A 19632-nucleotide genomic window follows, 5' to 3' on the forward strand; every position below is an offset into this window, starting at 1 on the left:
TACCCGATGCCCGGACCCTTCCTTAATCCAGTGGCATTAAGTAATATCGAAACGTACCCGATGACCTGTGGACGGTCAGGTCAGGCACGGCGCCACGCCCCCTCCTCCTGCGCAGCAGTTCCGGCACCTTGGTCACCATGCAGCCATCCATGAAATCAGCGCAGTCGATGCTCGCGTATTTGCAATCGGACGGCACTCAGGTACGGGCCGCCCGATGAGCCAATCCCGCTTCTCGGACCAGCGCGAAGCCAAACCTCGGCGCGACCCGGCCGTGTCGCGCCGGCGGGCTTTGCTCGTGATTCCCGCACTTGGCGTGCTGGTCCTGATCCTGCTTTGGACCGTGATCTTCGCGCGTCTGTCGGTCGAGAAAGAAGCCACGAATCGTGAAGCGATGGCCTCCGCCGCGATTCTCTCGGCGGCGCTGGAGCAGCACACGATCAAGGCGATTCACCAGGTCGATCAGATCACCCGCTTCGTCAAATACGAGTTCGAGAAGACCCCGAATCATTTCGATCTCGCCAGCACGGTCGAAAAGGGCGTCGTGCAAAGCGAGACCCTCGTGCAGGTGTCGTTGATCGACGAGCACGGCAAGCTGATCGCCAACACGGCCGAGCTCAATCCCAGGCACATCGACCTGTCCGACCGCGAACACTTCAAGGTTCACGAACACGAGAACGACGACCAGCTGTTTATCAGCAAGCCGGTGCTCGGCCGCATCTCGGGCCACTGGACCTTGCAGATGACCCGGCGTCTGAATCATCCGGACGGCTCGTTCGCGGGCGTCGTGGTGGTCTCTGAAGACCCCAGCTATTTCACCTCCGACTTCTACAACAACGCGGCGATCGGCCGTGACGGCGTGATCGCGGTGATCTCGGACAGCGGCACCGTGCTCGCGCGGCGCACCGGCAGCGTCGACAACGCCCACGGCGCGTTTTCGGCGAGCGGCTCGTATCCGACTTCGGAGCATGTGTCGGGCACCTATGTCGATTCGATCGACAACGTCACGCGTATCGTCTCGTACCGGCACATCGACGGTTATCCGCTCGGCGTGCTGGTGGGTCTGTCGCAAGCCGAGGAATTCGCCGACTACAACCACACGCGCAACGTCTATCTGCTGATGGCGGGCTTCATCTCGTTCGCGATGCTGAGCTTCTTCGCCGTCGCGACCGGCCTGATCGGCAAACTGCTCGGCCGCGAGCGCGAGATGACGCATCTGGTCGAATACGATCTGCTCACCGGCTTGCGCAATCGCTACGCGACGCTGCAAACGCTGCGGCACGACGTGGCGCAGCAGGCCAACCTCGGCCGTCTCGCGATTCTCTTCATCGACCTCGACAACTTCAAGACCGTCAACGACACACTTGGCCACAATGCCGGCGACATCGTGCTGCAAATGACGGCCTCGCGGCTCGCCACCGCGGTCGGCGACGGCGGTGCGCTGAGCCGCATCGGCGGCGATGAGTTCGTCGTCGTGATCAAGGGCGACGACGTCGAGAAGCGCGCGGTCGCACTGGCCGAAGCCGCCGCCGACGCGTTCGCCAAGCCTTTCGAAGTGCGCGGCAGTTCGTTCGTACTGCATGCGAGCATCGGCATTGCGCTTTACTCGGTGGCCAACGAGAGCGAGATCGACCTGCTGAAGAAAGCCGACCTCGCGATGTACAGCGCGAAGGACGCGGGCAAGAACTGCTACCAGTTCTATTCGCCGCACCTGTCGCATCGCGCGGATCATCTGATGAAGTGGGAGCAGCAGTTGCGCGTGGCGCTCGCCGAAGGGCAACTGTTTCTCGCCTATCAGCCGAAGATCGATCTGACACACCGCTGCATCACCGGCTTCGAGGCGCTGGTGCGCTGGAATCATCCGCAGCACGGTTTGATTCCGGCCAACGAATTCATTCCGGTCGCCGAATCGACCGGCCTGATCGTGCCGATCGGCGACTTCGTGATCGAGACCGCCTGCCGGCAACTGGCGCTCTGGCAGCAACAGGGCTACGACACCTTGTCGCTCGCGGTGAACATTTCGGCAGTGCAGTTCTGGCGCGGCGATCTGTATGAGACCATCTCGCACGCGATCGAGGAAAGCGGCATCTCCGCACGCCGCCTCGAACTCGAGATCACCGAGACGGCGATGATGGAATATCCCGAACTGGTTTCGGAAAAGATCTTCGCGTTGAAGCGTCTCGGCGTGCGCATCGCGCTCGACGATTTTGGCACCGGCTATTCGTCGCTGTCCTATCTGAACCGCTTCTCGGTGGACACGCTGAAGGTGGACCGTTCGTTCATCCAGGCGATTCCCGGCGACCGCAGCGTCTGCGTGATGGTCACCGCAATCGTCAATCTGGCGCGCTCGCTCGGGCTCACGGTGGTGGTCGAAGGCACCGAGACCGAAGAGCAGATCGCATGGCTCGCCGCGCTCGGTCATATCGAGGCGCAGGGCTTCCTGTTCTCGCGCCCGGTGCCGGTGGAGGCGATCCCGGCGCTGCTCGAACGCTTCGGCGTGTGCGGGATGACGGGCCGCCGCGCCACGCATGAAACCGACAGCACCAGCAGCGTGTCCAGCGCTAACGGCTGAACGCGGCTAAACGCAGCTGAGCGCGCCGGCGTCTATTACCGCTGCCGCAAAAAACCGGCTACATTCACGCTGTACTGCGTCACAGCGTGATGCCGGCCGCCGGCCACATCCCGCGATACGACGATGATCCCAAAGGGCGGGCGTCCGTGTGCCGGGCGCCCGTGGCGCCATGCACACGATCACGAGCCAGGATGCTGTCAGACGAGGGGAACGGGAACCGCTTTGGACGCTGTTCAGGGTCGTGTTCGGCCTGTCGGCGTTGTCGTGGGGTGGCCTCGCGCTAATGGCGCAGCTTGAACACCACTACGTCGAGCGCGAAGGACGGCTCTCGCGGGTGGCCTTCTCCGATCTGATCGCGCTCGCCTGGATGGTGCCCGGCCCGGTGGGCTGCAACGTCGCCGTGCAACTGGGGCACGCGCTGCGCGGACGCGCCGGTGCGTGGGTCGCGGGCATCGCCAGCGTGCTGCCCTTCTTCATGCTGATGACGTTGTTCGCGATCTTCTACCGCACGCCGCTGGTGCGCGCCGCCGCTTCGCAAACCTTGCTCAATCACTTCAGCGTCGTGCTGGCCACGTTGATCGCGATCACCTGGTACAAGCAGACGCGCGCGCTGGTGCGCGGCAAACTCGAATGGACCGCGGCGGTGCTGGGTTGCGTGGCGCTCTTCTATGCGCGCAGTCCCGCCGCTTACGTCGTGATGCTCAGTGCGGCCTTTGGCGCCGGATGGTTCGATAGCCCGGTGCGCAACACACGCCTTGCGGTGTCGCTCAGGCGCGGTGACTGGCAGATGCTGGCCGCTTTGTGTGCGCTGCTGGTGTTGTTCGCGCTGCCGCTGCCGCATCGCTATGAACTGGCGCTGCTGTGGCCGCGGCTGGCCGGCGCCGGCATGACCTTGTTCGGCGGCGGCTTCTCGGCATTGCCGGTGCTCAAGACGCTGTTCGTCACGCCGGCGATCGGCGTATCGGATAACGACTTTACGCTGGCGTTTTCGCTGTCGCCGTTGTCGCCCGGACCGCTGTTGAATGTGGTGCCGTTCTTCGGCTATCTGGTGGACGGCTGGCTGGGCGCGTTGATTGCGACGCTCGCACTGTTCGTGCCGTCGGGCTGCCTCGTCGTGCTCGCGCAGCGGCATTTGCATCAGTTGAAGGCGAATCCGCGCTTCGAGCATGGCATGCGGATTCTGCGTGCGGTCACCACCGCGTTTCTCGCGGTCGCCGTACTGCGCATTGCCGCGCATGTGCCGTTCAAACCAATCTATCTGTTGACCGCGCTCTTCTCCGGCATGTGCTTCGCGAAGCTCAAGGTGCCGGTGTACGTGGTGTATGGAACCGTGGCGGTGGTGTGCGGGCTGTGGCTGGCCTATGGCGCGTTGCCCTAGCCGGCGCTAAAAGCAGCGGCTACGCCAACGGCCACGCAAAACCCCAAGCTCAGAACCCGCGCGACAGCACCGCGACACCGATCGTCACGACGCCGAGCACGATATTGATCAGCACCAGACGCCTGATCGTGCCGACTGCCTGCGCGCCGTCCGGCCATTTCTGCGCCTGCACCGCGCGGCGAATGCGCGGGAAAACCGCAAAGCGGATGTGCCCGAAGATCAGCATCATCACGATGCCGAGGCCCGCCATCGCATGCAGCGGCCACGTGGCGTGACCGCCGCCGAACTGCATCAGCAGAAAGCCGCCGGTGAGCAGAATCACCAGCACGGCGGCGGCGACCCAATTGAAGAAACGGCCGAACACCGACTCCCACAGCGGCAAACGCAATTGCGGCGATAGATCGGCAATGGCCGGGCGCAGACAGAAATGCGCGAAGATCATCCCCCCCACCCACACCGCGACCGCGAGCAGATGCAGAAAGAGTGCGAGTTCGATAGCCTTGTTCATGTTGTTTTCCTCTCCCGACGACGCCACACCGCTTAGGACGATTGATATTCAGCAGCGGCTATTGAGCGCATTCGACCGCGCGCTGTGCACGCAGTTCCGGGTGCCTGAGGCTTTCCCGTCGATTTTGTAGTTGTTATTGCAGCGCGCCTGATGCCACGACACCGCTGCCCCCGATTTTTTACGTATGCTCTCAACTACGCACGACGAGCGCCTGCATGCTATCAGACGCTCGCCGTGTTCCTACATCAAACTTTGTCAAGCCGCCAGCACAGGGCGCATACCGTCGAGCTTCATCTTGCTCTCCGGCGCGCGGCCCTTGCGTGCGCGCTTGCCGATATGCGCCGCGAGTGCAGCGCCGCTCAGCCTCTCTTCGTCGACGCGGCCGCCGCGGCGCGTGCCGATCAACATGACGCCCGCCTGGTTGATGGCCAGCGCCTGCAGCAGTGCCTCGTTGTCGTCGAGCGCCATCAGCGTGACGCCGCGGCCGCCGCCCGCGAGCGTCTTCATCTCGTCGAGGCCGAACACCAGCAGACGCCCGCCCGACGACAGACACGCGATGTGCGTGGCATCCGGCAGCATCGGCATCGGCGCGAGCGGCGCGGCGCCGGCGTCGATCGTCATGAACGACTTGCCGGCCTTCACGCGGCTCACCATGTCGCCGACCTTGGCGACGAAGCCGAAGCCGTTGCTCGACGCGAGCAGCAATGCCTGATCGGCGGACGCCGCGTAGTAGTGCATCAGATGGCTGCCCGACTCCAGTTCGATCAGCGACGTGACCGGCACCCCATCACCACGGCCGCCCGGCAGCAAGGCCACCGCCACCGAATAGACGCGCCCGTTGCTGCCCCACGCGACCAGCGTGTCCGGCGTGCGGCACTGGAACGCCGCGTAGAGCCCGTCGCCGGCCTTGAACGTGAAGCCCGCCGTATCCAGACCGTGGCCCTTCAACGCGCGCACCCAACCCTTCTGCGACACCACCACCGTGACCGGTTCGTCGACCACGCGCGCTTCGAACGTCGCGCGCTTTTCCTGCTGGATCAGCGTGCGGCGCTCGTCGCCATACTGCTTCGCGTCGCCTTCGATTTCCTTGATGAGCAGGCGCTTCATCGCCGATTCGCTGCCGAGCAGTTCTTCGAGCTTGGCCTTCTCATCGCGCAGGTCGGACAGTTCCTTCTCGATCTTGATCTTTTCGAGCCGCGCCAACTGACGCAAGCGGATTTCGAGAATGTCCTCGGCCTGGCGATCGGACAAGCCGAATGCGGCCATCAACGCGACCTTCGGTTCGTCCGATTCGCGAATGATGCGGATGACTTCGTCGATATTCAAAAAGACGATCATCCGGCCTTCAAGGATGTGAATCCGGTCGTCGACCTTCGACAAACGATGACGCGTACGGCGCGTGACCGTGGCAAAGCGGAACGCGATCCACTCGTGCAGAATTTCGCTCAAGCCCTTCTGACGCGGCCGGGCGTCGCCGCCGACCATCACCATATTCAGCGACGCGTTCGATTCCAGGCTCGTATGTGCGAGCAGCGAATTGACGAACTCGGTCTGATCGATGCGGCTCGACTTCGGCTCGAACACGAGGCGCACCGGCGCGTCCTTGCCGGATTCGTCGCGCACCGCGTCGAGCAGCGCCAGCATGGTCTGCTTGGTCTGCAACTGTTCGGGCGTGAGCGTCTTCTTGCCGAGCTTGATCTTCGGGTTGGTCTGCTCTTCGATTTCCTCGAGCACCTTCTGCGCGGCGGTGTTCGGCGGCAGTTCGGTGATCACCAGTTGCCACTGGCCGCGCGCGAGGTCTTCGATCTTCCAGCGAGCGCGCACTTTCAGACTGCCGCGGCCGGCTTCGTACGCCGCGGAGATTTCCGCTTCGCTCGAAATGATCTGGCCGCCGCCCGGGAAGTCCGGACCCGGAATGTGCTGCATCAACTCGGCATGCGACAACTTCGGATTGCGGATCAGCGCGACCGTGGCGGCTGCGACTTCACGCAGATTGTGCGACGGGATTTCCGTCGCCAGACCCACCGCGATGCCCGACGCGCCGTTCAGCAGCACGAACGGCAAGCGCGCCGGCAACACCTTTGGCTCCTGGAACGAGCCGTCGTAGTTCGACATGAAATCGACCGTACCCTGGTTGATTTCATCGAGCAGCAGTTTCGCGATCGGGGTGAGACGCGCTTCCGTGTACCGCATCGCCGCCGCGCCGTCGCCGTCGCGCGAGCCGAAGTTGCCCTGGCCGTCGATCAGCGGATAGCGCATCGAAAAGTCTTGCGCGAGACGCACCAAGGCGTCGTACGCCGACTGGTCGCCGTGCGGGTGATATTTGCCGAGCACGTCGCCGACCACGCGCGCCGACTTGACCGGCTTCGCGTTGTCGCCGAGACCCATCTCGTTCATCGCGAACAGGATGCGGCGCTGCACCGGCTTCTGGCCGTCGCACACGTCCGGCAGCGCGCGGCCCTTGACCACGCTGACCGCATACTCGAGGTACGCGCGTTCCGCGTAGTTGCCGAGCGTCAGAAAGTCGCCTTCCGGGGGCGGCGGCTCGGTGAAAAGGTCGAGAGTGTTATCGTCGTCCATCTAGATTCCGTATCCGTGTTTGGCTTGAAGTTTTCCTGCGAACGCAGCGCGCTGTGAAGCGAGCTATAACGCGAGCTATAAAGCGCGCGCTCAGATGTCCGCTTCCACTTCGTTGCCCTTTTCTTCCAGCCAGCTGCGCCGCGACGCCGCTTCGCCCTTGCCCATCAGCATCGTCATCCGCGCGACCGTGGCGTCGTAGTCGAGCTCGCCCAGCGCGACCGGCTGCAGGCGCCGCGTGTCGGGATTCATCGTCGTGTCCCACAGCTGCTCCGCGCTCATTTCGCCGAGGCCTTTGAAGCGGCTGATCGACCATTGCGTGTCGCGTACGCCGTCCTTGCTCAGCTTGTCGAGGATCGCTTCGAGTTCGCCTTCGTCGAGCGCATACAGCTTCTGCGCCGGCTTCTTGCCACGCGCGGGCGCGTCGACGCGAAACAGCGGCGGACGCGCGACGCACACATGCCCGCGCTCGATCAGTTGCGGGAAATGCTTGAAGAACAGCGTGAGCAGCAGCACCTGGATGTGCGAACCGTCGACGTCGGCGTCCGACAGAATGCAGATCTTGCCGTAGCGCAGATTCGACAGATCGACCTTGTCATCCGGGCTATGCGGATCGACGCCGATCGCCACCGAGATGTCGTGCACCTCGTTGTTGGCGAACAGGCGGTCGCGCTCGGTTTCCCATGTGTTCAGCACCTTGCCGCGCAGCGGCAGAATCGCCTGGTATTCCTTGTCGCGGCCCATCTTCGCGGAACCGCCCGCCGAGTCGCCCTCGACGAGGAACAGTTCATTGCGGCCGATTTCCGTCGATTCGCAATCGGTCAGCTTGCCCGGCAACACGGCGACGCCCGAACTCTTGCGCTTCTCGACCTTCTGCCCTGCGCGCGTGCGCGCCTGCGCCTGCTTGATGACGAGGTCCGCGAGTTTCTTGCCGTGCTCGACGTGCTGATTGAGCCACAACTCGAGCGCCGGCCGCGCGAACGACGACACCAGCTTGACCGCGTCGCGGCTGTTCAGGCGTTCCTTGATCTGCCCTTGGAACTGCGGATCGAGCACCTTCGCCGACAGCACGAACGACACGCGCGCGAACACGTCTTCCGCGAGCAGCTTCACGCCCTTCGGCTGCAGGTTATGCAGTTCGACGAAGCTCTTCACCGCCTGGTACAGACCGTCGCGCAAACCGGATTCGTGCGTGCCGCCAGCAGGCGTCGGAATCAGGTTGACGTACGACTCGCGCATCAGCGTGCCTTCCTCGCTCCACGCGACCACCCATGCGGCGCCCTCGCCTTCGGCGAACGTCTCTTCGCTCGCCCGCGCGTTTTCGACATAGCGCTCGCCTTCGAACAGCGGGATCAGCAGGTCGCTGCCGTTCATGCCTTCGAGCAGATAGCCGCGCAGACCGTCTTCGTATTTCCAGCTTTGCTGCTCGCCGGTTTTCTCGTTGATCAGCGTGACTTCGACGCCCGGCAACAGCACCGCTTTCGAGCGCAGCAGACGTTGCAGTTCGCCGAGCGGCAGGTTCGGCGAGTCGAAGTATTTCGGATTGGCCCACGCGGTGACGCGCGTGCCGGATTTCTTGTCGCCCTTCGCGGCGGCCCGCACTTCGAGCTGCTTCGCGACGTCGCCGTTGGCGAAGCTCAGTTCGGCGATTTTGCCGTCGCGCCACACGGTGACGTCGAGGCGCGTGGACAGCGCGTTGGTGACCGACACGCCGACGCCGTGCAGGCCGCCCGAGAACGTGTATGCGCCGCCGGCGGCCTTGTCGAATTTGCCGCCCGCGTGCAGGCGCGTGAAAACGATTTCGACGACCGGCACGCCTTCTTCCGGATGCAGGCCGAACGGAATGCCGCGGCCGTCGTCCTCGACCGAGACCGAATGGTCCGCGTGCAGCGTGACCGTGATTTGCCGGCCGTGGCCGCCGAGGGCCTCGTCCGACGCGTTGTCGATGACTTCCTGAATGATGTGCAGCGGATTTTCGGTGCGGGTGTACATCCCGGGCCGTTGCTTGACCGGCTCCAGGCCCTTCAACACCTTGATCGACGCTTCGCTATACGCGGCGTTTGGCTTTTTCGTAGACATGGTTGACTCGGGTGCGTCGGTTCATCGTTGTCCACAGGTCCTGTTCATAAGTCCGTGGACAATGCGTTGAGTTTTCAAAAAAAGCGAAACGAAACAACAGGGTTAGGTGGGGTGCCCGCGGTGCGGGCAAGCTGTTTTGTCGCGCGGCTTCCCGTTGGCGCGCTGGACGGCGCTCACTGGCACGACCAGGCCGGGCGAACGCGGGGGAAGCCTGTTCGCGGGGTATTTTACTGATTTCGATAGCGGCGGCAATTGACCATTCGCGGGATTGGCCGTCTGGATAAGACCCGGCGAGTGCAATGGACAGACGAGCGGCGCGCAATGCGGGCAAAGCGCGACGCTTGTCCAAGCCTGGCGCGCCCCGGCACTTTCTCTTGCTGCGCACCGCTTTCTGTCACGCTCATGCAGCGCCGCTCCTTGCCTCACTTGCGCCGGTTTTCCAGCTCGTCCCAGCGCTCGAGCGCGATCAGCAGTTCTTCGTCGATCGCGGCATAGCGTTCGGTCAGGCGCGTGCCTTCCTGCGCGTCTCTCGCGAACACCAAACCGTCTTCGAGTTGCGCGCCGATGGTCTTCTGCTCGGCTTCGAGCGCGGCGATCTTCTCCGGCAGCGCCTCCAGTTCACGCTGCTCCTTGAACGACAGCTTCGCCGCGCGCTGCGTATTGCGGCCCGCGGAGCTGTCCCTGGCCGGCGCCGCGTCTTTGGCCGCTTCCTTGTTGGCCTCTTTCTGCGCGTCCAGCGCCATCTGCTGCGAGCGGTCGCGCTGGATCTGCCAGTCCGTGAAGCCGCCGACGTACTCGCGCCACTTGCCCCCGCCTTCCGACGCGATCACCGAGGTCGCGACGTTGTCGAGAAACGCGCGGTCGTGGCTGACCAGCAGCACCGTGCCGTCGTATTCGGTGAGCAGTTCTTCGAGCAGTTCGAGCGTGGGGATGTCGAGGTCGTTGGTCGGTTCGTCGAGCACCAGCACGTTGGCCGGACGCGCGAACAGACGCGCGAGCAGCAGACGGTTGCGCTCGCCGCCCGACAGCGACTTGACCGGCGAACGCGCGCGCTCCGGCGCGAACAGGAAGTCGCCGAGGTAGCTCATCACGTGCTTCTTCTGGCCGTTGACTTCGACCCACTCGCTGCCCGGACTGATGGTGTCGGCGAGGCTCTTGTCCAGATCGAGCTGCGCGCGCATCTGATCGAAATACGCGACCTGCAGATTGGTGCCGACGCGCACCGTGCCTTCGTCCGGCTTGAGTTCGCCGAGGATCAGCTTGAGCAGCGTGGTCTTGCCCGCGCCGTTCGGACCGACGAAGCCGATCTTGTCGCCGCGCATCACCGTGGCCGTGAAATTGTCGACCACCGTGCGCGAGCCGTAGCGCCTGGTCACGTCGGTCAACTCGGCGACGATCTTGCCGGACTTCTCGCCCTGGCCGACGTCGAGCTTCACGTTGCCCTGCACGTTGCGGCGCTCGGCGCGTTCGTTGCGCATCTGCACGAGCCGCGCGATCCGGCCGACGCTGCGCGTGCGGCGCGCTTCGACGCCCTTGCGAATCCACACTTCTTCCTGCGCGAGCAGCTTGTCGGCCTTGTCGTTTTCGACGCGCTCGATTTCCAGTTGCTGCGCCTTGCGCGTCTGGTACGCGGAGAAGTTACCCGGGTACGACAGCAGACGCCCGCGATCCAGTTCGACGATGCGCGTCGCGACGCGGTCGAGGAACGCGCGGTCGTGGGTGATGAACAGCAGGCCCGCGCGCAGCGACACCAGCAGGTCCTCGAGCCAGCGGATACCGTCGAAGTCGAGGTGGTTGGTCGGCTCGTCGAGCAGCAGCACGTCCGGCTGCACGACCAGCGCACGCGCCAGCGCGACGCGCTTTTGCATGCCGCCCGACAGCGAGCCGACGCGCGCCTCGCCGTTCAGACCGATCTGCTGCAGCGTGGTGGCCACGCGGGTGCTCCAGTTCCATGCGTCCGCCGCATCCAGCGACGATTGCAGCGTGTTCATGCGCGCCATCAGCGCGTCGTGCTGCGCGCCTTCCGGCTCGTCGGCGAGCTGGTTGGCGACCACGTCGTATTCGTCCAGCAGCGCGCGGGCGTGCGTGAGGCCGGCGGCGACCGCTTCGAACACCGTGTCGTCAGTATCGAACTCGGGCTCCTGCGGCACGTAGACCGTGCTCAGATTCTGCTGGCGCGTGACGAGGCCGTCGTCGGGCCTGGTCAGATCGGCGACGATCTTCAGCAGCGACGACTTGCCCGCGCCATTGCGGCCGATCAGCCCGACGCGTTCGCCCGCTTCGAGAGAGAAATCCGCGTGATCGAGCAACGCGACGTGACCGAACGCCAGTTGGGCGCCGGTAATGGTGTAAAGCGACATGGAGAATTGGAGAAGACAGCGATGAGTCGGAACCGCCCATTGTACCGGGCGCGCGGCCAGGTGCCTGTATGCCCGAAGAGATAGGCCGAATGGCCGGCTTGCGACGCGTGGACGAGGCGGGGTGAATCTGGATGCAAAGCCGGGGGGAACCTGGACGCGAACTCCCGGCGAACTCAGATGCGAAGCCGGGCGCGGCGTGAATGCGCACCGTATGCGGACCGGCTGGCGCGGCCGGACTGCGGTTGCGCGCGCCCGGCCGTTCAATGCGGCGGCTTACTTCCCGTGCACCGTGATGGTCTTGCTCATTTCCGGACCGTACGACCGATGCGCGCCGTCGCCGAATTGCAGCGTCAGCGTATGGTCGCCCGGCGGCAGCGTCAGATCGGTTTCGGTCTGGCCCTTGCCGAAATGCAATGACTTGTCGCTGACGGGAATGACCTCGCCCTTGGGCAACGGCTTGCCGTCGATCAACAGATGACGATGGCCGGTGCCTTCCGTCATAGTGCCGGCCGGCGCGATCTTCATGCCTTCCACGCCGAACACGACGTGCACGGGATTGCTCACGGCCGCGCCGTCCGCCGGTTGCACGAACGACACGCCCGCAGCCTGCGCCACGCCCGATACGGCGAGCAACCCAGCCAGTGCGGCACCAGCCAACCATTTATTCTTAAACATCGCTGTTCTCCTTGGCAGGAAACGAAAGTCACGCACGGGATCCTGCCGGCGACGCCCCCACCGTCGCCCGAGATCGATCGTCGCATTGCATGCGAAGCGCCTGGCGCGTCTGTCCAACTGGGTAGCCGCGGAACAGAGCATACACGCTGTGTGTGACGAGGTTCGTCCGGTGGGTTCGGAGATGTCTCAGACGCGTTGCGGCAATGCCGCATTGGTAGTTCGCGGTCGGATTGGCAAATTCCGGTAATATTGCGGGTCGCCGCGCTGCCCAAAAAAGGGGCAGACTGCGCGGACCATTGCGTTAAACCAGAGAAGAGTACGTCGTGAGCGAAGTAATTGAAGTGACTGAATACAAGAGCTGGGTCTGCCTGATTTGCGGCTGGATCTACAACGAGGAAGAAGGCCTGCCCGAAGAAGGCATTGCGCCGGGCACGCGCTTCGCCGCGATTCCGGAAGACTGGCGCTGCCCGCTGTGCGATGTGAGCAAGGCGGAATTCGCGGTGGTGGAGTTCTGAGTCGGCTCGATTGAAACGACGGGCGCCGGTTGATGGCGCGTCGGCGATGGCGCCCCGGGGCATTGGCGCCCCCGGCTAGGCGCCCCCGGCAATCCGCACGGCCCAGCAGGCAATGCCTCGCTGGGCCGTTTGCTTTATGGGGTGGGCTTCACGGCCCTCCTCGCACCCGAGCGTGTTTGATATACTCTGCGCTCGCCGGCGAATTTGGACTCGCCCAATCCTCGCAGACCTTGTCGGGCAGCAGGATTGCAGCGATCATTCCGGTTCGGTCCTCTCCCTGTAGTTCAATGGATAGAACAAGTGCCTCCTAAGCGCTAGATACAGGTTCGATTCCTGTCAGGGGGACCAAACCCATCACCCGCTCAGCGTCCGCTGACATCTCTCGCCCTCAGTCCCTTCATCACGCAAAACCAAAAAAACCGCGACCGAACTCAATCCACTGCATCCGGCCGCGCCAGCCCCCTTACGACGGCCGCTTCGGAATATTCAACCCCTTCTCCACCGCCGGACGCGCGACAAACGCAGCCAGCGCGCGCGTCACATTCGGAAAGTCCTGAATGCCGACGAGGTCGCCCGCTTCATAAAAGCCGGCCAGATTACGCACCCAAGGGAAGGTCGCGATATCCGCAATCGAGTACTTGTCGCCCAGAATCCAATTGCGCCCTTCGAGCTGCTCGTTCAACACACCAAGCAGCCGCCTCGATTCAGCAACGTACCGATCGCGCGGGCGCTTATCTTCGTACGCCTTGCCGGCGAACTTGTGGAAGAAGCCAAGCTGGCCGAACATCGGGCCGATGCCGCCCATCTGGAACATCACCCACTGGATCGCTTCGTAACGGCCGGCGGCATCCTGTGGAATCAACTGGCCGCTCTTGTCGGCGAGATAGATCAGAATCGCGCCGGACTCGAACAGCGGCAGCGGTTTGCCGTCCGGGCCGTGCGGATCGAGGATCGCCGGAATCTTGTTGTTCGGATTGAGCGATCGAAACTCCGACGTCATCTGATCGTCCGTGTCGAAGCGCACGAGATGCGGTTCATATGGCAAACCGGTCTCTTCGAGCATGATCGAAATTTTCACGCCGTTCGGCGTAGGCAGCGAATAGAGCTGAATCCGGTCCGGATGCTCGGCAGGCCATTTCTTCGTGATCGGGAAAGCGGATAAATCGGTCATGGGACGGCGTCAGCCTTGTGCGAAAGTTGTGCGATTGGAAAGCGGAATCGGGTGCCGGGCGGCCGGCATCGTTGAACGGCCAGAATCGGCGACCCGAACGCGGGACCGCCAAATATAAACCGACTGGGCGGAACGCGTACGAGCCCACTTCGGCGGGCTGACGCGCACGTGAGCACGCCGCGCTTCGACCGAATTCACAAAACGGGCTTAGAACCCGTGCTTAGACCCGCGGCCTCGCAACCGCGCCTCACCAACGCAGCCCCAACAACCCAACCCCGTCCGACAACCCATCGCACACCATCGACCACTCACCACAAATCCTTGGTCGCCGTACCGGCGCGCAAGTTATATCCTTCACGCCATAACGCCGCGCCGACCGTCAGAAGCAGCGTCTTCTGCTCGCCGTCGAGCAGTTCCCACGCGCTCGCCAGCCAGGCGGCGAAGCTCGCGCAGGTGGGTTCGAGGTCGACGGGTGCTTTGCCTTCCAGGTACTGCCGTTCGAACATCGAAAGTATTTTTTCGGGTGTCATTGGCGCTACCTCCGTGTGGGATGCGCCAAGTCTAAAGGCGGCACACCGCGCACGGAATGCCCCGCGACGCCGACCACGGGTTACTCCCAAGCGGCCAATGGCCGGCCGTCGCCGAAAGCGGTACTCGACAAGAGCTCGCGCCAGCCATGAAACGGAAAAGGCGCCGAAGCGCCTCTTCCCGCCGCCACCCGCAATCCAGCAGCGATCCAGCAGCCAGCGCACTCGCCTTACGGCGCGTTGCGCCTGGCGTTGTCCTTCGCGTCTTCCTTCGCGTCTTCCTTCGCATCGCCATAGGCCTTCTGCACCTTGCCCGCGCCTTGTTGCAGGTCGCCCTTCAGCTCCTTCGCCGGGTTATTCGTGGCCTTGCCAACGGCTTCGTTGACCTTACCCTTGATCTGTTCGCCCACACCCTTCACCTGGTCCTTGTTCATGTTCGGCTCCACTATTTGGAATGCCGGCGCGACATTGCGCCAGTATCGGTATCGAGCAACGGGTATGCCCGAGACTGGCCCTAGCCGGATTGATCCAAGACGAGCGTCGAAAAAATATTTTGAGAAATGCCTAAAGTCCCGCCACAGCTTGCCGTAAAGATGCCATGGAGGAGCCATGGACCGCACACTCAATACGCTTTCGGGATCATCCCAAACCACACTGATCGATCGGGACATTGCGCATATTGCGCGTGTGATGCGGACGTCTTTACGCGGTGATCTGGCCGGCCCCATTTTGCCCGCCGGCTATTGGCGCAAGCGTCTGCACGAGCTGCTCGACACCGGCCATCTCTCCCATGCGCAACTGTGCACGATCGACAGCCTTCTGCTGCAACTCGACCAGTTCGAAGCCGAGCCTCAACCGGCATATGACACGCTGGCTCCGGCAGCCGCCGCCCTGTTCCCGCCGCCTTATCCCGCAAGCGCCAGCGGCCAGATCTGAAATCCGGCGAACCCGCATCGCCGGTCATCGAGTGCTGGACCACCTACCCGCCATCGCGCCGAAAAAAAAAGGCCGCGCACCAGGTCGCGGCCTCAACACACGTCGCAACGCCGGGAATTCGCGTCACGCCACAAGCCTACACGTCCGACTGTGACAAGCAGATTTAGCCACCGACGTGCCCTGCACGATTGGAGATTTTCCGCCCGTCAGCCGTGAAAATAGGGAAAATGGGACGACCTTAGGTCATAATGTCCGCAAAAATTCCCAGCAAGGACGCCTGTGACCCTCGCCGCACCGCTCGACCTGCTTCGGCAGGCGCGCGCCCGCTTCACTCAACGCGAAATCGCCGCGCATGTCGGCAAGGACATCAAGACGGTGCGTCGCTGGGAAAAAGGCGAAACGCCATGCCCGGCAATGCTGGAGCCGGCGTTGCGCGATCTGCTGCCGCAACGCGCACGGCCGAATAACGGCGCTGGCGGTGACGCGCAGTTTCGCTTCATCGATCTGTTCGCCGGCATCGGCGGGATTCGGATGGGCTTTGAAGCGCATGGCGGCGCTTGCGTCTTCACGAGCGAGTGGAACGACTTTTCGACCAGGACGTACCGCGAGAACTACCCCGGCGGCGGCGGCGAGCACGCGCTGATCGGCGACATCGTCTCCTTTCCCGCCGAAGACGTGCCGAGCCACGACGTGCTGCTTGGCGGCTTCCCCTGCCAGCCGTTTTCGATTGCCGGCGTGAGCAAGAAAAACGCGCTGGGCCGGCCGCACGGTTTCGAGTGCACGACGCAAGGCACGCTCTTTTTCGACGTCGCGCGGATCATCGCCGCGAAGCGCCCCGCCGCGTTCCTGCTGGAGAACGTGAAGAATCTGCTGTCGCACGACAAGGGCCGCACCTTCGACGTGATCTTGCAAACCTTGCGCGACGAACTCGGCTACGAGGTCCATTACCGCGTGGTCGACGGCCAGCATTTCACGCCGCAGCATCGGGAGCGCATCATCATCGTCGGCTTTCGCGGCAAGACCACGTTCTGCTGGGACGATCTGCATCTGCCCGAACAGGGCCCGCGCCTCGGCTCGATCCTGCATTGCACGGACGGCAGCGAACCGCTGCTGCCGTGGGACCACGACCGTTTCTTCGACCACGCGGCTCAACGCGTGCAACCGAAGTACACGCTCACACCCAACCTCTGGACCTACCTGCAAAACTACGCGGCGAAACACCGTGCGGCGGGCAATGGCTTCGGCTTCGGCATGGCCTATCCGGACAGCGTCACGCGCACGCTGTCGGCGCGTTATCACAAGGACGGCTCCGAGATCCTGGTCTATCAGGGCGAAGCGCTGCGCCCACGCCGCCTGACGCCACGCGAATGCGCGCGGCTGATGGGCTTTCCCGACACCTTCAGGATTCCGGTCAGCGATACGCAGGCCTACCGGCAATTCGGCAACAGCGTCGTCATGCCGGTGATGCGCGAAGTGGCGCGCATCATGCTGCCGCATGTGCAAACCCTGCTCGGCGAGGAAACGCGCCATGGTTCGAAGCAAGCCCTCTCGCTGTACGCCTGAGCGACGTGATGTGATGACCGTCCGCTGTCCCGGCGGCTTACTCAGGCCTTGACACGATGGTCGATATCGTCGATAGCGCGACGCGCAGCCGGATGATGTCCGGCATCCGCGGCCGCAATACCAAACCGGAAATACTGATCCGCAGCCTGCTGCATCGACAGGGCTTTCGCTTTCGTCTGGATGCGCGCGATCTGCCGGGACGCCCCGACATCGTGTTGCCGCGTTATCGCGCGGTGGTGCTGGTGCACGGCTGCTTCTGGCACGGCCACGACTGCCATCTCTTCAAATGGCCGCAAACGCGGCCGGAGTTCTGGCGCGACAAGATCGGCCGCAACCGCAGCAATGACGACAAGGCTCGCAGCGCGTTGCTCGCCAACGGGTGGCGTGTGGCCGTGGTGTGGGAATGCGCGTTGCGGGGCGCCAATCGCGATATCGACGGCGTGTTGCAGCGGCTCGTCGCGTGGCTGCAAAGCGACGCGCCGAGCTTCGAGGAACGCGGCTGAAAGCCACCTGTAGCCTGCCCGGTTCGAGCAAATCCGACAGCCTCTGGTGATACACTCAAAAGGCTAACTCGGAGCCCTTTTGCGTGCCGCCATGCTCGCCTACCCGCAGCGACGCCGCACGCGCCGACCATCCCAGAACCAATCAACAAGGGAGGCACATCATGGCTGATTTCCGTCTCTGGTCCGACGACTTTCCCACCAACGGCTTCATGCCGAAAGCCCACGAATATCACGACAAGGCGTTCGGCGTGGACGGCGAAAACATCTCGCCCGCGTTGCAGTGGGACGCGCCGCCGCCCGACACCCAAAGCTTCGCGCTCACCGTTCACGATCCCGACGCCCCGACCGGCAGCGGCTTCTGGCACTGGGTCGTAGTGAACATTCCGGCCGACGCCCGCTCGCTGCCGCGCAACGCCGGCAAAGCGGACGGCTCGCTGCTGCCGCAAGGCGCGCTGCAGGTGCGCAACGACTACGGCACGGTCGGCTTCGGCGGCGCCGCGCCGCCGCGTGGCGACCGCACGCATCGCTACATCTTCCGTCTGCATGCGCTGAAGGTGCCGCATCTGCCGATCAACGCAGAGACCACCAACGCGGTGGCGCGCTTCATGACGCATCTGAACGAGCTCGACTCGACCACCCACACGGGCCTGTACGAACTCAAATAACGCATGAGACGCACTGCCGGCGCGGGTTTCCGGGGCCAGCGGCGGCGCGGCTCACTGCGCAGGCGACGGCGGTCTCCCGAGCACGGCAGGCAGCGCACGTGGCCCGTCGCCAGACCGTCGAGCCATCCCACACCAAATCAAACAATCGATGCACGCACAACCCTCGCGCAAGGACGGCCCCGTGCCGGACAGCTCGGCCGACACAGCTGACAAAGCCGCACCCGGCACCTCGTTCGAGCACGGCCCCGAACAGGGCCTGCCGATTCCGCAACGCTACTGGGCGATGCTGGTCATCGCACTCGCGCTCACGCTCGCGGTGCTCGACAGCGCGATCGCCAACGTGGCGCTGCCGACGATCGCGCGCAACCTGCACGCGAGCGCGGCCGGCTCGATCTGGGTCGTCAACGCCTATCAGCTTGCGATCACCATTTCGCTGCTGCCGCTGGCGTCGCTCGGCGACCGCATCGGCTACCGGCGCATCTATCTGAGCGGGCTGATCCTGTTCACGGTGGCATCATTCGGTTGCGCCTTGTCCACCTCGCTGCCGACCCTCGCGTTCGCGCGCGTGATCCAGGGCTTCGGCGCGGCGGGCATCATGAGCGTCAATACCGCGCTGGTGCGCATGATCTATCCGCCCACCCAGCTCGGGCGCGGCGTCGCGATCAACGCGATGGTGGTCGCGGTGTCGTCGGCGGTCGGGCCGACGGTCGCCTCCGGCGTGCTCGCAATCGCGACGTGGCCGTGGCTGTTCGCCATCAATGTGCCGATCGGCATCGCGGCGATCATCGGCGGCTTCAAGGCGCTGCCGCTGAACCCCGGCCACGAATCGCCGTACGACTACCTGAGCGCGGTGATGAACGCGTTCGTGTTCGGCCTGCTGATTTTCGCCGTCGACGGCCTCGGCCACGGCGAGCGGCTCGGCTACATCACGCTCGAGGCGGTTGGCGCGCTGGTGATCGGCTACTTCTTCGTGCGCCGCCAGTTGACACAGCCCGCGCCGCTACTGCCGATCGATTTGCTGAGGATCCCGATATTCGCGCTGTCGGTCGGCACGTCGGTCTGCTCGTTCTGCGCGCAGATGCTGGCCTTCGTGTCGCTGCCGTTTTTGCTGCAGGAAACCTTGGGCATGTCGCAAGTCGAAACCGGTCTGCTGATGACTCCGTGGCCCGCGATCATCATCATCGCGGCGCCGATTTCCGGCGTGCTATCGGACAAGGTGTCGGCCGGCTGGCTGGGCGGCGTCGGGCTCGCCGCGATGACGGTCGGACTGCTGCTGCTCGCCACGCTCGGCGCGCATCCGGACGCGCTGCAGATCGCGTGGCGCATGGCGTTGTGCGGCGCGGGCTTCGGCATTTTCCAGTCGCCGAACAACCGCACCATGCTGTCCGCCGCGCCGCGCAATCGTAGCGGCGGCGCCAGCGGCATGCTGGGCACCGCGCGCCTGACCGGGCAGACGCTCGGTGCGGCGCTGGTCGCACTGATCTTCGGCGTTGCGCCGCAGAACGGGCCGACCGTGGCGCTGTATGTGGCCGCGGGCTTCTCGGCGGTTGCCGCGGTGGTCAGCACGATGCGCGTCATGCAGCGAGTCAACGCGCAGGCCGCCTGA

16 protein-coding genes and 1 tRNA gene are annotated in these 19632 nt (G+C 64.1%); 9 read left to right on the forward strand and 8 right to left on the reverse strand.

The features are described 5' to 3' along the window. Window positions 1-214 precede the first annotated feature (214 nt). Window positions 215-2569 (forward strand): bifunctional diguanylate cyclase/phosphodiesterase, encoded by a 2355-nt coding sequence (locus HV744_RS15265; protein ID WP_175150324.1) that lies wholly within the window; start codon window positions 215-217, stop codon window positions 2567-2569. Window positions 2570-2738: 169 nt separating this feature from the next. After that, on the forward strand, window positions 2739-3947 hold the full coding sequence (locus HV744_RS15270; protein ID WP_175150325.1) for a chromate transporter: 1209 nt from the start codon (window positions 2739-2741) through the stop codon (window positions 3945-3947). A gap of 49 nt (window positions 3948-3996) precedes the next feature. Here HV744_RS15270 and HV744_RS15275 read toward each other — a convergent pair whose 3' ends face one another. From HV744_RS15275 to HV744_RS15295, 5 genes are all read right to left on the reverse strand, one after another. After that, window positions 3997-4455 carry a CopD family protein gene (locus HV744_RS15275; RefSeq protein WP_120347719.1) on the reverse strand — a complete coding sequence of 153 codons (459 nt, stop codon included), beginning with the start codon at window positions 4453-4455 and terminating at the stop codon, window positions 3997-3999. A gap of 255 nt (window positions 4456-4710) precedes the next feature. Continuing rightward, window positions 4711-7035 (reverse strand): DNA topoisomerase IV subunit A, encoded by a 2325-nt coding sequence (gene parC / locus HV744_RS15280; RefSeq protein ID WP_175150326.1) that lies wholly within the window; start codon window positions 7033-7035, stop codon window positions 4711-4713. Window positions 7036-7125: 90 nt separating this feature from the next. Continuing rightward, the gene (locus HV744_RS15285) at window positions 7126-9111 is read right to left on the reverse strand and encodes a DNA topoisomerase IV subunit B (protein ID WP_175150327.1); all 1986 of its coding nucleotides are present in this window, start codon (window positions 9109-9111) and stop codon (window positions 7126-7128) included. A gap of 422 nt (window positions 9112-9533) precedes the next feature. Further along, window positions 9534-11471 carry an ATP-binding cassette domain-containing protein gene (locus HV744_RS15290; RefSeq protein WP_175150328.1) on the reverse strand — a complete coding sequence of 646 codons (1938 nt, stop codon included), beginning with the start codon at window positions 11469-11471 and terminating at the stop codon, window positions 9534-9536. 273 nt (window positions 11472-11744) lie between these two features. Next, window positions 11745-12146, reverse strand: a complete 402-nt coding sequence (locus tag HV744_RS15295) for a DUF4399 domain-containing protein (RefSeq protein ID WP_175150329.1) — start codon at window positions 12144-12146, stop codon at window positions 11745-11747. Between the two features lie 323 nt (window positions 12147-12469). On the opposite strand from HV744_RS15295, the gene HV744_RS15300 reads away from it, so the two are divergent. Together HV744_RS15300 and HV744_RS15305 are read left to right on the forward strand one after the other, a co-directional pair. After that, window positions 12470-12661 (forward strand): rubredoxin, encoded by a 192-nt coding sequence (locus HV744_RS15300; protein WP_175150330.1) that lies wholly within the window; start codon window positions 12470-12472, stop codon window positions 12659-12661. 273 nt (window positions 12662-12934) lie between these two features. After that, a tRNA-Arg gene (locus tag HV744_RS15305) sits at window positions 12935-13009 on the forward strand. Window positions 13010-13124: 115 nt separating this feature from the next. Here HV744_RS15305 and HV744_RS15310 read toward each other — a convergent pair. From HV744_RS15310 to HV744_RS15320, 3 genes are all read right to left on the reverse strand, one after another. Next, on the reverse strand, window positions 13125-13832 hold the full coding sequence (locus tag HV744_RS15310; protein WP_175150331.1) for a glutathione binding-like protein: 708 nt from the start codon (window positions 13830-13832) through the stop codon (window positions 13125-13127). 308 nt (window positions 13833-14140) lie between these two features. Beyond that, on the reverse strand, window positions 14141-14362 hold the full coding sequence (locus tag HV744_RS15315) for a hypothetical protein (protein WP_175150332.1): 222 nt from the start codon (window positions 14360-14362) through the stop codon (window positions 14141-14143). Window positions 14363-14589: 227 nt separating this feature from the next. Further along, window positions 14590-14793 carry a CsbD family protein gene (locus HV744_RS15320; RefSeq protein WP_175150333.1) on the reverse strand — a complete coding sequence of 68 codons (204 nt, stop codon included), beginning with the start codon at window positions 14791-14793 and terminating at the stop codon, window positions 14590-14592. Between the two features lie 175 nt (window positions 14794-14968). Here HV744_RS15320 and HV744_RS15325 point away from each other — a divergent pair, with 175 nt between their 5' ends. The 5 genes from HV744_RS15325 (at window position 14969) to HV744_RS15345 (ending at window position 19632) form a co-directional block, all read left to right on the forward strand. Then, window positions 14969-15295 carry a hypothetical protein gene (locus HV744_RS15325; RefSeq protein ID WP_175150334.1) on the forward strand — a complete coding sequence of 109 codons (327 nt, stop codon included), beginning with the start codon at window positions 14969-14971 and terminating at the stop codon, window positions 15293-15295. 279 nt (window positions 15296-15574) lie between these two features. Continuing rightward, the gene (dcm, locus tag HV744_RS15330) at window positions 15575-16858 is read left to right on the forward strand and encodes a DNA (cytosine-5-)-methyltransferase (protein ID WP_175150335.1); all 1284 of its coding nucleotides are present in this window, start codon (window positions 15575-15577) and stop codon (window positions 16856-16858) included. A 56-nt stretch (window positions 16859-16914) separates the two neighbouring features. Further along, complete coding sequence (locus HV744_RS15335) at window positions 16915-17361, forward strand: very short patch repair endonuclease (protein ID WP_175150336.1); 447 nt, start codon at window positions 16915-16917, stop codon at window positions 17359-17361. Between the two features lie 161 nt (window positions 17362-17522). Further along, entirely contained in the window at window positions 17523-18026 is a 504-nt protein-coding gene (locus HV744_RS15340) for a YbhB/YbcL family Raf kinase inhibitor-like protein (RefSeq protein ID WP_175150337.1), read from the forward strand. Between the two features lie 148 nt (window positions 18027-18174). Next, window positions 18175-19632 carry an MFS transporter gene (locus HV744_RS15345; RefSeq protein WP_175150338.1) on the forward strand — a complete coding sequence of 486 codons (1458 nt, stop codon included), beginning with the start codon at window positions 18175-18177 and terminating at the stop codon, window positions 19630-19632.

It is taken from the genome of Paraburkholderia ultramafica, assembly GCF_902859915.1.
Lineage (GTDB): Bacteria > Pseudomonadota > Gammaproteobacteria > Burkholderiales > Burkholderiaceae > Paraburkholderia > Paraburkholderia ultramafica.